A 14,846-nucleotide genomic window follows, 5' to 3' on the forward strand; every position below is an offset into this window, starting at 1 on the left:
ATCATTATGTTTGCTTATATCCTGCGCCGCCTGTGGCAGATGCTGCCTACCATGCTGGGCGTGGTCCTGCTGGTGTTTATCCTGTTCAACTGGGTAGGCGGCGATCCCGCGTATATTTTGGCCGGCAAGATGTCGAGTGCGGAAAGCATCGCCAACATCCGCCGCCAGCTCGGCGTCGACCAGCCGTATTATGTGCAACTGTGGATCTTCATCAAGCAGATCGTCACGTTTGACTTCGGCCAGAGCTGGGCCACGGGGGAATCCGTGTCGCACATCATCACCTCGCGCCTGGGGCCGTCGATGATGGTGCTCATTCCGCTGACCGTGCTGGAAACCTTCTTTGGCGTGGCGCTGGCGCTGGCCATCGCCTTCGTGCGCGGTTCGCTGACGGACCGCATGGTGATGATCGCCTGCACGGTGGGCATGTCGATTTCCATCCTCGTCTACATCATCGTCTTCCAGTACGGCTTCGCCTACAAGCTGGGCCTGTTCCCCGTGCAGGGCTGGGGCGACAGCTTCTGGGAAAACCTGCTGCGCTATTCGACCCTGCCGATTTTGATCGGCCTGGCCGTCTCCATCGCGCCGACCCTGCGCCTGTTCCGCACCTTCGTGCTGGACGAGGCGAACCAGGATTACGTGCGCACGGCGCGCGCCAAGGGCCTCAAGGAAGGCCGCATCATGTGGGTGCACGTGCTGCGCAATGCCGGCATTCCCATCATTACCTATGTGATGTCGAACTTGCCGGCCCTGCTGATCGGCGCTTTCCTGCTGGAACGCTTTTTCGGCATCCCCGGCATCGGGCGTGAAGTGATTTTGGCCGTCGAGCGCAGCGACTTTCCGGTGATCAAGGCGATCACCGTGTATGTTGCCGCCGCCACCATGCTCTTCAACCTGCTCACCGACCTGCTGTACCAGGCGGTCGATCCTCGCGTACAACTGAAGTAGAAAGAGACGATGTCGAAACCTCATACATCGCCCGGCCTGTGGGCCCTGGCGTGGCGCCGTTTGCGCGGCGACAAGATTGCAATGGTATCGCTGGCCGTGGTCGGCGCCTTTTTCCTGCTGGTGCTGGCCTCCGCCAGCGGCCTGCTCGCCTCGAACTGGGAAGACGAAGTGGCCGTCAGCTATGCGCCGCCCACGTTTGTGGGCGCCGACAAGGATGTCGCCGCCGATGGCGCGATTCCATTGCCCGATGAGCGCAGCGCGCCCACACCCGTCAACGTGCTCGATCCGCTGGCCGACGATATCGCCGAACTGCGCGCGCAGATGGGTAGTAACCCATCGGCTGGCGTCGAGATGTACGGCGTCACCGACCCGCTGGCCGACGACTTGACGGCCTTGCGCGCCGGCATGGGCAAGGCCAAGAAACTCGTCACGCACAAGGCGGCAACCTTGCCGTTCGGCGCCGACAAGTGGGGCCATGACATCGTGCAGAAAACCATCAAGGGCGGCGAAACGTCGATCGTCGTCGGCCTGGTGGCAGCCTTGCTGGCCGTGGTGCTGGGCACCTTGTTTGGCGCCGTGTCCGGCTACTTCGGCGGCATCGTCGATGATTTCTTCAACTGGTTCTACAGCATTTTTACCTCGATTCCATCGATCCTGATGATTCTCACTGTGGCGGCCGTGCTGCAGCAAAAGGGCGTGCTGACCATCGTGCTGATTCTGGGCTTGACGGGTTGGACGGGGCCGTACCGTTTGATCCGCGCCGAATACATCAAGCACAAGGCGCGCGAATATGTGATGGCGGCCGACGCCATCGGCGCCTCGCACTGGCGCAAGATGTTTTCGCACATCTTCCCCAACGTGAGCCACGTGGCGCTGGTGCAAATGTCGATTCTGGTGGTGGGCTTCATCAAGGCCGAAGTGATTCTGAGCTTCCTCGGCTTTGGCGTGCCGGTGGGCACCGTCTCGTGGGGCAGCATGCTCAACGAGGCACAAAATGAACTGATCCTGGGCAAATGGTGGCAGCTGACCGCCGCCGCCACGGCGATGGCCGTGCTGGTGACGGCGTTCTCGCTGTTTACCGATGCCTTGCGCGATGCGCTCGACCCCAAAGTGAAATAGGAGTTGCTCATGGACCAGAATAACCTGTTGGAAGTGCGCGACCTGCGCGTCACCTTCCGCCTGGACAAGAAGACCACGTTCGAAGCCGTCAAGGGCATCTCGTTCAACGTGCCGCGCAACAGCACCGTCGCCCTGGTGGGCGAATCGGGCAGCGGCAAGTCCGTCAGCTCGCTGGCCGTGATGGGTTTGTTGCCGCCAGATAACACCATCATCGATCCTGTATCGAGCATCCATTTCGGCGGGCGCGACTTGCTGCAACTGTCGATCGCCGAGCGGCGCACCATGTGCGGCAAGGATATCTCGATGATCTTCCAGGAGCCGATGTCGTCGCTGAATCCCGTCTTCACGGTCGGCTTCCAGATCGCAGAAGTGTTGCGCCAGCACATGGGCATGAACCGCAAGCAGGCGCGCGCGCGCACGCTGGAGTTGCTCGACGAAGTGGGCATACCCGATCCAAACACTAAGATCGACGCCTACCCGAGCCAGATGTCGGGCGGCCAGCAGCAGCGCGTGATGATCGCCATGGCGATCGCCTGCGAACCGAAACTGCTGATCGCGGACGAGCCGACGACGGCGCTGGACGTGACGATCCAGAAGCAGATCATGGACTTGATCGCGGCGCTGCAAAAGAAACATCAAATGTCCGTGCTCTTCATTACCCACGACCTGGGCCTGGTGGGAGAGATCGCCGACCAGGTGATCGTCATGCGCCACGGCGAAGTGCGCGAAACGGGCGAAGTGCGGCAAGTGTTTGAAGCGCCGCAAGACAGTTATACGAAAGCCCTGCTGCATTGCCGCCCGTCCTTGGACGAGCGCCCGTGGCGCTTGCCCGTCATCGCTGACTATATGGACGGCAAAGCCGGTCCCGGCATCGAAATGAAACAGCGCACGCGCGGCTACACGCCGGGCGATGAACCGGTGCTGGTAGTCAATAACTTAAGTAAAAGCTTTTATACGCGGGTAGGCCTGTTCGGCAAGCGTGAATTCCAGGCCGTCAAGGACGTGTCGTTCACTTTGCCACGCGGAAAAACACTGGGCGTGGTGGGCGAGTCCGGTTCCGGCAAGACGACGGTGGGCCTGACCTTGCTGCGCCTGCACCAGGCGACGGGCGGCACGGCCATGTTCCACGGCAAGGACCTCATTGCCATGCCGAACAAGGAGTATTTGCCGTATAAACGCCGCATCCAGATCATCTTCCAGAATCCATACGCCTCGCTGAACCCCCGCTTTACGGTGGGGCAGATCTTGCTCGAACCGATGCGCATCCACAAGATCGGCGCGAACGATCAGGAACGCATCGCCAAGGCTTACTGGCTGCTCGACAAGGTGGGGCTGCCGGAGCAGGCTTTCCACCGTTATCCGCACGAGTTCTCGGGCGGGCAGCGTCAGCGCATTGCGATAGCCCGCTGCCTGACCATGCAGCCGGAAATTCTGGTGTGCGACGAATCCGTGTCGGCGCTGGACGTGTCGGTGCAGGCGCAGGTACTCAACTTGCTGCAGGACTTGCAGGATGAGTTCGGCTTGTCCTACATCTTCATCTCGCACGATTTGTCCGTGGTGAAATACATCGCCGACCAGGTGATGGTGATGCACAAGGGGCAAGTGGTGGAGCTGGCCGATTCGGACGAGCTGTACCGCAATCCCGTGCATCCGTACACGCGCACCCTGTTGAGTGCGATCCCGAAGGGCGTGCAATTGTAGGGGGATTTTTACGGTAAGATAGCGGCCATGCCCAACCTCATTTACCTGCTCGAACATTACGGTGTCCTGATTGTCTTTGGCATCGTGCTGGTGGAGCAGCTTGGCTTGCCGATTCCCGCCTTTCCCATCCTCGTGGTGGCGGGGGCGCTGGCCGTCGATGGCGACATGAATGGAGGGCTGGTGCTGGCCGCCGCGCTGGGTGCCTGCCTTATCAGCGACTTCACGTGGTTCCGCGCGGGCCGCCATTTCGGCAAGCGCATCCTGCGCCTGCTGTGCCGCATCTCGCTGTCGCCCGATTACTGCGTCAGCCAGACGGAAGACAAGTTCAAGCGCTGGGGGCCGAAAGCCCTGATTGTCTCCAAGTTCGTGCCTGGTTTCAATACCGTGGCCGCGCCCATGTCGGGCGCGCTGGGCACGCCGCCGGGCCTGTTCTTCCTGTATGCGGGCCTGGGCGCCTTGCTGTGGAGCGGCACGGGCATCGTCGTCGGCGTGATTTTTCACGCCAGCGTGCAGCAGGTGCTCGACTTGCTAAGCACCATGGGCAGCACCGCCTTGCTGATGCTGGCCACCTTGCTGGGCTTGTTCCTGCTGTATAAATTCCTCGAACGCCGGCGTTTCCGCCAGGCCTTGCAGATCGAGCGCATCGGCATCGATGAATTGCTCGAACTCATAGAGCAGGGAGAAGAACCGTTGATGGTCGACGCGCGCAGCGCCACGGCGCAAGCACTGGAACCGGCCGTACCGGGCGCCTTGTTCTTCAATGGCAAGGAACCGGTGCCCGCCATGATCGCCATGGACAAGGACCGCCACATCATCGTGTATTGCAGCTGCCCCAACGACGTGACGGCCGCGCAAGTGGCCAAGCTGCTGCACCAGCACGGCTTTCACCGCGCCAAGCCCCTGCATGGCGGCCTCGATGCGTGGAATGCCGCCTACCGCTCAGATCAGCCGGCGCCTGCCAGCCTGCTGGGTGAAGGCATGCCCACCTGATCAGTAAAAACCGGTAGTAATAATACGAAAACACCGTCGCCGGGCCACCGGGACGGCAGCGCCACGCCTGCTCCGTTCCATACAAAGCGGCTTTGCGCAAACTGCGGCATACTCTCCGTGAAGGGCGACTCCTGCTGCTGTGCAGCATGCTTTTCGTGCGCTTGCCGAGTGCAAGTACTTACTATAAATTATTTTTTTTGAGTAGTTTTGGCGCCACTTGTTGCATTTGGAGTGGAACTACCAATAAAGGCTGATTTTGATGTACTTAAACTACAAACTTTGCTTGCCTCCGGGCGCATTCATCCTTTAAGCTTGGCGTCCCATGCGTCCCACTTCATCATTTAAAATCATGAGCGCTTCGTCTTCTCCCGTACTGCCGACTTCCGCCTTTGCCGATGGACCGCGCCTGCTGGCCGACGTGGGCGGCACGAATGCCCGTTTCGCCCTGGAAGTGGCCGCCGGCCACATCACCCTGGTGGAAGTGCTGCCCTGTGCCGATTACCCGAGCCTGTCAGCCGCCCTGCAAGCCTACCTGGCCCTGCCGCACATCGCCGCCGCCGGCGGGCAAGCCGTGCGCCATGCCGTGATCGCCATCGCCAACCCCGTCGACGGCGATTTCCTCAGCATGACGAACCATCACTGGTCGTTCTCGATCCGCGCCATGCGCGAAGAGTGCGGTTTCACGACCCTGGACGTGGTCAACGATTTCACGGCCCTGGCGCGTTCCTTGCCGCAGCTGTCGAGCGAGCAAAAGCACCAGGTGGGCGCGGGCACGGCCCGACCGAACACGGCCATCGGCCTGATCGGCGCTGGCACGGGCCTGGGCGTGTCGGGCCTGATTCCCTCGCACGGCGGCTGGATCGCCCTGCAAAGCGAAGGCGGCCACGTCAGCTTTGCGCCGTTCAATGAAGTGGAAGTGAGCATTCTGCAATTTGCCTGGCGCGAATACGAGCACGTCTCGGCCGAACGCCTGATTTCCGGCGATGGCCTGGAGCTGATCTACCGCGCCCTGGCCGACCGCGCGGGCGTGCCGGCGGAAGCCTTGCCGGCGGCGGAAATCACGCGCCGCGCGCTGGCCGGCGAATCCCAGCTGTGCGATGACGTCATCGAAGCGTTCTGCTGCATGCTGGGCACGGTGGCGGGCAACGTCGCCGTCACGCTGGGCGCGCTCGGCGGTATTTATATTGGCGGCGGCATCGTGCCACGCCTGGGGCCGCGCTTCGACCGTTCCGGTTTCCGCGCCCGCTTCGAGCGCAAGGGCCGCTTTGCCAATTATGTCTCGCAAGTGCCGACCTTCGTCATCACGGCGCAGTATCCAGCTTTCCTGGGTGCATCGGCCATTCTCTCGGAGAAACTCGCCTCCCTGTGATGCGGGCAGTGGGTGATGTGTCGCGCCAGGGCCGGGTAAAACGCGTGTTTTGCCCGGTTTTGCGCTTTTCCGCTTTTTATCAGGTACAATTGGCATCGTTGGATGAAACGACGACTGTCGCTCTCCTGTCTGGCTGAATCTTCGCCACGGGAATTGCAGCTGCTCCGGAGATCGTTTCATTGCTGGTTACTTAGTGAAGGTTAATTAAGGCCAGCACCATGGATGGCAGGACTTTCACTGCATCCGCTTTAATCCCGCTTTGCGCGCATCGGCCAAGGCGTCGGAAAAACAGCCTCAACTTGTAACCCAGCACGGCGTCATCATCGATGTCTGCCATCTGTTACGTTGAAATGAACGTTTTTGATTTCTTTCTCTGCCTACGAATTGCAATACACATCCGCACAGAATTGCTATGAATACAATTGAGGCTAAAAAAGTCCTCGAAACCGCGTTGCTGTGCGCTCGTGAGTCGCTGACGATCCACAGCCTGAAAAAGCTGTTCGTCGATGCGGACGAGAACGGTCGCGTGCGCGGTGTCGGCGTCGGCGCCGACACGATCAAGCAATTGCTGGAAGAATTGCGGCAGGAGTGGGAAGGGCGCGGCATCGAGATTGTCAGTCTGGCTTCGGGCTGGCGCTTTCAAAGCCGCCCGGAAATGAAGATGTATCTGGATCGCATGACGCCCGAGCGGCCGCCCAAGTATTCGCGGGCGACCCTGGAAACCCTGGCCATCATCGCCTACCGCCAGCCGGTGACGCGCGGCGATATCGAGGAGATTCGCGGCGTTGCCGTCAATTCGCAGACGATCAAGATGCTGGAAGACCGTGGCTGGGTCGACGCCATCGGCTACCGCGACGTGGTGGGACGGCCGGCCTTGCTGGCCACCACCAAGCAGTTTTTGGATGACCTGGGTTTGCATTCGCTGTCCCAGCTGCCGCCTTTGCAGCAAATCAGTGAAATGCAGGGCAATGGGCTCGAAGCCCTGGAAGCGGCCCTGCAAGAAAATTTTGACAAGGCAAGCAATGAGCTTGTCCCCCAGCTTGGTGCAGGTAGCAATACGGCTGTGACAGATGTAGATGTGACAGCAAGCCTTGATACCGGCCCCGATGCTTCGCCCACGGACGAAGCCTACACTCACGACCCTGCGCCAGAACTAACGGTTGACGCTGCGCCAGGTCAGCACAGCCAAGAAACGAAGAATGAATAATCCGAACACACCCGAGACAGTAATCGCCAGCGACGAAGCCATCGTTGCCAAGCCCAAGCGCCGCACCAAGGCCCAAATCGAAGCCGATGCGGCTGCTGCCGTTGCAACGGTTGCTGCCGGCGACAGCGTCGCTGCCAAGCCGAAGCGCCGCACCAAAGCCGACGTGGCCGCCGACGCGCCCGTCGCTGCTGCTGGCGATTCTGCTGCCGAAGCTGCTCCAGCCGTCAAGAAAACCCGCGCCAAGCCGGCCCTGAAGGCCGTCGCCGACGCCGCCGAAGCCGCTGCCGAGGCGGTTGCCGCCCCGGCGCCGCGTCCGCCGCGCGCCCGCGCCGCCGCCAAGGCCGCTGCCGCCGTCGCTGAAGCGGAGCCGGAAGTCGTCGCTGACAAGCCGGCCGAAGCACGCACTACCCGTGGTCCGCGCCAGATGCGTGGCGTGCAAGCGGAACGCGCGCTGCGCCAGCCGCCGCGCGCCGAAGCGCCGCAGGCCGCCGAAGCCGTTGCAGCAGCGCCTGCCGCCGAGCAGGCAGCTGCGCCTGTCGCCGATGTGTTCGATGCCGAAGGCAACCTCGTGTCCGGCCCGCGCCTGCCGCGCGGTCCACGCAACGACGTGCCGGGCGCCGGCAAGAATGCCGGCAAGAGCCGCAAGAAGGGCAAGGGCCGCCAGGCTGCGCCTGGTAAGCTCAGCGACGCTGATGCGGTCTTCTCGTTCGTCACCTCCGACGCGTTCGACAGTGAAGAAGGCGGCACGGGCCGCGTGCAGAAAGTGGCCGTACGCCGCGACCTGACGTCCGATGACGACGCGCCGAAGCTGCACAAGGTGCTGGCCGAAGCGGGTCTCGGTTCGCGCCGCGACATGGAAGACCTGATCATGTCGGGCCGCGTGTCCGTGAATGGCGAGCCGGCCCACATCGGCCAGCGCATCTTGCCAAGCGACCACGTGCGCATCAATGGCAAGTTGATCCAGCGCCGCGTCAGCAAGAAGCCGCCACGCGTGCTGGTGTACCACAAGCCGGCCGGCGAAATCGTCAGCCACAACGACCCGGACGGTCGTCCATCCGTGTTTGACCGCTTGCCGACCATGAAAGCCGGCAAATGGCTGGCCGTTGGCCGCCTCGACTTCAACACGGAAGGCTTGCTGCTGTTTACCACCTCCGGTGACCTGGCCAACCGCCTGATGCACCCACGCTACGGCATCGACCGCGAGTACGCCGTGCGTACCCTGGGCGAGCTGGAAGAAGGCATGCGCCAGAAGCTGCTGGCCGGCATCGAGCTGGAAGACGGCCTGGCGCAGTTTTCGAAGATCGCCGATGGCGGCGGCGAAGGCATCAACAAGTGGTACCGCGTGGTGATCGGCGAAGGCCGTAACCGCGAAGTGCGCCGCATGTTCGAAGCCATCGGCCTGACCGTCTCGCGCCTGATCCGTACCCGTTACGGCGCCATGACCCTGCCGAGCGGCTTGAAGCGCGGCCGTTGGGAAGAAATGGAAGAAAACACCGTGCGCGATCTGTTGACCGCCTATGGCATTGAAAAGAAAATGCCGGCATCGGGCGACCCCCGTGCCGCTGGCGCAGCCAAGGGCCGCGAAGCGCGCAAGGTCGAACGCAAGGACCGCGATGACGAGCCGAATGGTAACCGCATCGATGTCAGCAACCGCAACGCCGATCCATTCCCGGTCGCGCCGCGCCGTGGCCAGCCGCCAGGTCAGTTTGCACGTCCGCAAGGCCAGGGCCGTCCAGGCGGCACCGGCCGTCCAGGCGAAGCGCGTGGTCCTGGCCGTGGCCAGGCGCAAGGTCCGTTCCAGGGCGGCCAGCCGCGTTCGTCGGCATCGTTCGACGGTGCGCAAGGCCAAGGCCAAGGCCAGGGTCGTCCGCCGCGTGCGGCAGGCCAGGGCCAGGGGCAGGGACGTCCGGCCGGTGGTGAAGGCCGCGCGCCGCAGCGCGCACCGCGCCAGCCCGATCCGCTGCAAACGACCTTCGGCTTTGCCAACACGGGTCCGCGCCGCAATGCGGGCGGTGCAGGTGGGCAAGCGCGTTCCGGTGGCCAGCCGCGTGGCGGCATGGACCGTGGCGGCATGGATGGCATGCCGCGCCGTCGCAGCAAAGGTTAAATCAGGGGATTTCTTCTTGCGCGCCCGCTAATCTGCTGCGTGCGCGCGCTCTTGTAACTGTTGTAAGCCGGGCCGCTCCTTGTGTGCGGCATTGCGGCGAAGTTAATAAGAGGTTATAATCTGCAGCCTAATAAAAGTTCTCCGCAGGGTTGTTTGGCGGGGAGTGCTTATCTGGTTGGGGAAATACAGAAAGATGGGCAGATGCCCATTTTTTTTTTGTTGAACCGTTTGTCATGGCTCCGCAAGGGGCCATATATGACTTGAATGCGTGTTTTTGCATGTTGTCGGCGCTCAATGCGGCGCTGTCATGCCGAAAACGGGCCTTATTTCTGGAGAATTTCTTGCAGCAGTTGGGATTAATTGAAAAGACAGTTACAGGTCTGGGCTATGAGCTCGTTGATGTCGAACGTGCCGAGCGCGGAATGCTGCGCGTCTTTATTGATTTCAGCGCCGCCGATGCCGCTGAAAAAGGTCCGATCACGGTCGAAGACTGTGCCACGGTGAGTCACCAGTTATCGCATGTGTTGACGGTAGAGAACGTTCCTTACGAGCGTCTCGAGATTTCTTCCCCGGGTCTGGATCGTCCGGTGCGCAAGCTGGAAGACTTTGTCCGTTTCGCAGGCCAGGAAATCATCGTCAAGCTGAATGTGGCGATGCCGGGTACGAACAACCGGAAATCGTTCCAGGGGATCTTGCAAGAACCCGTGGGCGATAAATTGTCGTTGGAATTTGAAGGTAAGGATGGTCCGGCGATGTTGGAGTTTACGCTCGCGGATGTGGATAAGGCACGCTTGGTGCCGCAGGTGGTTTTTAAGGGACGCAAAGCATGAGCCGCGAAGTTTTATTATTGGTTGACGCGCTGGCGCGCGAAAAAAACGTCGATAAAGATGTCGTCTTCGGCGCCCTCGAATTCGCGTTGGCGCAAGCCACGAAGAAACGGTATGAGGGTGAGGTAGACATCCGCGTTTCGATCGACCGCGAAACGGGCGAATTCGAATCGTTCCGCCGCTGGCACGTGGTGCCCGATGAAGCGGGCCTGCAATTGCCGGATCAGGAGATCCTGCATTTCGAAGCAAAAGAACAGATTTCCGATATCGAAGTCGATGACCACATCGAAGAGCCGATCGAATCCGTTGAATTCGGCCGCCGTTTCGCCCAGGATACCAAACAGGTCGTCCTGCAGCGCGTGCGTGACGCCGAACGTGAACAGATCCTGGTCGACTTCCTGGAACGCGGCGATTCGCTCGTCACCGGCACCATCAAGCGCATGGAACGCGGCGACGCCATCGTCGAATCGGGCAAGATCGAAGCGCGTCTGCCACGCGACCAGATGATCCCGAAAGAAAATCTGCGTATCGGCGACCGTGTGCGTGCCTACATCTTGCGCATCGACCGCAATATGCGCGGCCCGCAAGTGATTCTGTCGCGCACCGCGCCAGAATTCATCATGAAGCTGTTCGAACTGGAAGTGCCGGAAATCGAGCAAGGCATGCTGGAAATTAAATCCGCAGCCCGCGATGCCGGCGTGCGCGCCAAGATCGCCGTCTACACGGCCGACAAGCGCATCGACCCGATCGGTACCTGCGTCGGCATGCGCGGTTCGCGCGTGCAGGCTGTTACCGGCGAGCTCGGTGGCGAACGCGTCGACATCGTGCTGTGGTCGGAAGATCCGGCGCAGTTCGTCATCGGCGCCCTGGCGCCGGCGAACGTGTCGTCGATCATGGTCGATGAAGAAAAACACGCGATGGATGTCGTCGTGGATGAAGAAAACCTGGCAATCGCGATCGGCCGTTCCGGCCAGAACGTGCGCCTGGCCTCGGACCTGACCGGCTGGAAGATCAACATCATGACGGCCGAAGAATCGGCTGACAAAGCTGCCCAGGAAACGGCTGCCGTGCGCATCCTGTTCATGGAAAAGCTCGATGTCGACCAGGAAGTGGCCGATATTCTGGTGGAAGAAGGTTTCGCCAGTCTGGAAGAAATCGCTTACGTGCCAATTTCCGAAATGCTGGAAATCGAATCGTTTGACGAAGATACCGTCAATGAACTCCGTACCCGTGCGCGTGATGCGCTCGTGACCGAAGCGATTGCTTCGGAAGAGGGTCTGGAAGGCATGGACGAGGCGTTGGTGGGTCTGGAAGGCATGGACCGCATTACCGCCGGCAAGCTGGGTCTGGCTGGTATCAAGACCGTTGAAGCATTTGCAGCACTGGCATACGACGAATTTGGCGCAATCCTGGCCTTGTCTGCGGACCGTGCGCGTGAACTGATTACAAGTGAATTTAAAGATGTGACCGACGATGAGATGAAGTTGGTTGACTCGAAATATGACGATCGTGCCAAGGCGTTGCAAGCCAAGGCATGGAGTCTGGCCGAATCCGCAAAGGCTTAATTTGAGTATCTTTATCATCTCCGCGACACATAGAAAAGAGGACTGAATGGCGAGTAACAACGTAGCCCAATTTGCCACCGAACTGAAGATGCCTGCAGATTTGCTGCTGACGCAGCTGCGTTCTGCCGGCGTCGAGAAAAGTTCGACGTCAGATCCATTGTCGAAAGATGATAAGGACAAGCTTTTGGATCATCTGCGCCGCACACACGGCGCAGCGGCTGACACAGAAAAGAAAAAAATCACCGTGACCCGCAAGGAAACGACTGAAATCAAGCAAGCTGACGCCACCGGCAAGTCGCGCACCATCCAGGTGGAAGTGCGCAAGAAACGCACTTTCGTCCAGCGTGACGAAGTTGCGCCGGTCGCAGCAGAACCGGTCGCGCCTGCCGCGCCGGTGATCGATCCCGCCGATGTGGCGCGCCGTGAAGAAGATGCCCGTAAACAGGCTGAACTGATCGCCCGCCAGGAAGCCGATCTGCGCGAAAAGCAAGAACGTCTGGCCAAGCTCGACGCGGAAAAAGAAGCCCAGGCGAAAGCCACGCAACAGGCTGAATTGGCTGCGAAGAAAGAAGCTGACGCGGAAGCGAAGAAAGCGGCTGCCAAGGCTGCTGCTGCGCCTGTCGCCAGCGCCGCTGCGCCTGTCGTTGACGACGCCGCTGCCGAAGCGAAAAAAGCTGCTGCCGCTGAAGAAGCGAAGAAGAAAGCCGCTGCCGCCGCTGTTGCCGCCAAGGAAGCCGCTGACAAAGCGGAAGCCACGGACCGTGCACGCAAGGCTGTTGCCGACGAAGTTGCCCAGATCAAGGCCATGATGAACGCGCCACGCCGCGCCATCAAGGCACCGGAACCCGTACCGGTTCCGGTCAAGCCGAAGGCGCCGGAAGGCACCTTGCACAAGCCTGCTGACAAGAAACCTGGCGACAAGCCGGGCGACAAGAAGCCTGCTGTTGCAGACAAGAAATCCATCAAGTCGGCCAATGTGTCGTCCACCTGGTCCGATGACGCGAAAAAACGCGGCACCACCGGTGGTCCCAAGCCACGCGGCAATAGTGGCCCAGGCGGCCGTGACAGCTGGCGCGGTGGCGCGAAGGGCCGTCGCCCGACGCACCATGACGACCGTGAATCGAACTTCCAGGCACCTACGGAAGCCGTCGTCAAAGACGTGCACGTACCGGAAACGATCACCGTGGCCGAATTGGCACACAAAATGTCCGTCAAGGCATCCGAAGTCATCAAGCATTTGATGAAATTGGGCCAGATGTGCACGATCAACCAAGTGCTGGACCAGGAAACCGCCATGATTCTGGTGGAAGAAATGGGCCACAAGGCGTTCGCCGCCGAGCAGGATGATCCGGAAGCGTTGCTGGCCGATGTGGGCGAACACGCGCACTTCGAGTCGAAGCCGCGCGCACCGGTGGTCACCGTCATGGGTCACGTCGACCACGGCAAGACCTCGTTGCTCGATTACATCCGTCGCGCCAAGGTTGCCTCCGGCGAAGCGGGCGGCATTACGCAGCATATCGGCGCTTACCACGTCAATACGCCACGCGGCATGATCACCTTCCTCGACACCCCGGGCCACGAAGCGTTTACCGCCATGCGTGCCCGTGGCGCCAAGGCAACCGACATCGTTATTCTGGTGGTTGCCGCCGACGATGGCGTGATGCCGCAAACGAAAGAAGCGATTGCCCATGCGAAAGCAGCCGGCGTACCGCTGGTGGTGGCGATCAACAAGGTCGACAAACCGGGTGGTAACGTGGACCGCGTGACGCAGGAACTGGTCGCCGAGCAAGTCGTGCCGGAAGAATACGGTGGCGAATCGCCATTCGTGCCGGTGTCGGCCAAAACGGGCCAGGGTATCGACGATCTGCTGGAACAAGTGCTGTTGCAAGCCGAAGTGCTGGAACTGACGGCACCGGTCGATGCGCCTGCGCGCGGCCTGGTTGTCGAGGCACGTCTGGACAAGGGCCGTGGTCCTGTTGCGACGATTCTGGTGCAGTCCGGTACCTTGAAACGCGGCGACGTGATTCTGGCTGGCTCTTCGTATGGCCGTGTTCGCGCCATGCTGGACGAGAACGGCAAGTCCATCGCTGAAGCGGGTCCTTCGATTCCGGTCGAAATCCAGGGCTTGACGGAAGTGCCGGTTGCCGGTGAAGAAGTCGTCGTCATGGCTGACGAGCGCAAGGCGCGTGAAATCGGTCTGTTCCGTCAAGGTAAGTTCCGCGACGTGAAACTGGCCAAGCAGCAAGCTGCGAAACTGGAAAACATGTTCGACCAGATGGCCGAAGGCGAAGTGAAAAACTTGCCACTGATCATCAAAACCGACGTACAAGGTTCGCAAGAAGCGCTGGTTGGTTCGTTGCAGAAACTGTCGACCTCCGAAGTACGCGTACAAGTGGTTCACGCGGCAGTCGGCGGCATCACGGAATCGGACGTCAACCTGGCAGTCGCCTCGAAAGCGGTCATCATCGGCTTCAACGCCCGTGCTGATGCCCAGGCACGCAAGCTGGCCGAGTCGAATGGCGTGGACATTCGCTACTACAACATCATTTACGATGCGATCGACGAGATCCGATCGGCGTTGTCGGGCATGTTGGCACCAGAGAAACGCGAAACCGTCATCGGCCAGGTCGAGATCCGCCAGGTTATCCTGGTCTCGAAAGTGGGCGCGATTGCCGGTTGCCTGGTCACCGATGGCGTGGTCAAGCGTGCTTCTTCCGTCCGCCTGTTGCGCAACAACATCGTGGTGTGGAGCGGCGAGATCGACTCCCTGAAACGCTTCAAGGACGATGCGAAAGAAGTTCGCGCCGGTCTGGAGTGCGGCCTGTCGCTGCGCAACTACAACGACATTCAGGTTGGCGACACCCTGGAAGTGTTCGAAGTCCAGGAAATCGCTCGTACCCTGTAATCACAGCAGTATTGGCGCGGACATAGTGATGTCCGCGCAAACACGTGGGGCGCATTGGTCAACGGGCAACCGTTTGACCCATGCGCCCTGCGGCACTTAGGACAGCATAAA

10 protein-coding genes are annotated in these 14,846 nt (G+C 60.8%); all 10 read left to right on the forward strand.

Features of this window, described 5'->3' with window-relative positions; all coding sequences use genetic code 11:
• Positions 1 to 6: 6 nt before the first annotated feature.
• Positions 7 to 945, forward strand: a complete 939-nt coding sequence (locus CNX70_RS06620) for an ABC transporter permease (protein WP_070219240.1) — start codon at positions 7 to 9, stop codon at positions 943 to 945.
• 9 nt (positions 946 to 954) lie between these two features.
• Entirely contained in the window at positions 955 to 2,064 is a 1,110-nt protein-coding gene (locus CNX70_RS06625) for an ABC transporter permease (protein ID WP_096234048.1), read from the forward strand.
• Between the two features lie 9 nt (positions 2,065 to 2,073).
• Positions 2,074 to 3,765: an ABC transporter ATP-binding protein gene (locus CNX70_RS06630; protein WP_096234049.1), complete on the forward strand. Its 1,692-nt coding sequence runs from the start codon at positions 2,074 to 2,076 to the stop codon at positions 3,763 to 3,765.
• Positions 3,766 to 3,792: 27 nt separating this feature from the next.
• On the forward strand, positions 3,793 to 4,755 hold the full coding sequence (locus CNX70_RS06635; protein WP_096234050.1) for a VTT domain-containing protein: 963 nt from the start codon (positions 3,793 to 3,795) through the stop codon (positions 4,753 to 4,755).
• A 349-nt stretch (positions 4,756 to 5,104) separates the two neighbouring features.
• Positions 5,105 to 6,124, forward strand: a complete 1,020-nt coding sequence (locus CNX70_RS06640; protein WP_096234051.1) for a glucokinase — start codon at positions 5,105 to 5,107, stop codon at positions 6,122 to 6,124.
• Positions 6,125 to 6,536: 412 nt separating this feature from the next.
• The gene (scpB, locus tag CNX70_RS06645) at positions 6,537 to 7,331 is read left to right on the forward strand and encodes an SMC-Scp complex subunit ScpB (RefSeq protein ID WP_071079178.1); all 795 of its coding nucleotides are present in this window, start codon (positions 6,537 to 6,539) and stop codon (positions 7,329 to 7,331) included.
• Positions 7,324 to 9,438 carry a 23S rRNA pseudouridine(2605) synthase RluB gene (gene rluB / locus CNX70_RS06650; RefSeq protein WP_096234052.1) on the forward strand — a complete coding sequence of 705 codons (2,115 nt, stop codon included), beginning with the start codon at positions 7,324 to 7,326 and terminating at the stop codon, positions 9,436 to 9,438. The genes scpB and rluB overlap by 8 nt, the downstream gene beginning before the upstream one ends.
• A 341-nt stretch (positions 9,439 to 9,779) precedes the next feature.
• Positions 9,780 to 10,268, forward strand: coding sequence for a ribosome maturation factor RimP (rimP, locus tag CNX70_RS06655; RefSeq protein ID WP_071079329.1), 489 nt, complete (start codon positions 9,780 to 9,782; stop codon positions 10,266 to 10,268).
• Positions 10,265 to 11,830 (forward strand): transcription termination factor NusA, encoded by a 1,566-nt coding sequence (nusA, locus tag CNX70_RS06660; protein ID WP_071079176.1) that lies wholly within the window; start codon positions 10,265 to 10,267, stop codon positions 11,828 to 11,830. Before rimP ends, nusA begins: the two co-directional genes overlap by 4 nt.
• 46 nt (positions 11,831 to 11,876) lie before the next feature.
• Positions 11,877 to 14,735, forward strand: a complete 2,859-nt coding sequence (infB, locus tag CNX70_RS06665; RefSeq protein WP_096234053.1) for a translation initiation factor IF-2 — start codon at positions 11,877 to 11,879, stop codon at positions 14,733 to 14,735.
• The last annotated feature ends 111 nt before the right edge of the window (positions 14,736 to 14,846 follow it).

Source organism: Janthinobacterium svalbardense (genome assembly GCF_002327145.1).
In the GTDB taxonomy this organism is placed as follows: domain Bacteria; phylum Pseudomonadota; class Gammaproteobacteria; order Burkholderiales; family Burkholderiaceae_D; genus Janthinobacterium; species Janthinobacterium tructae.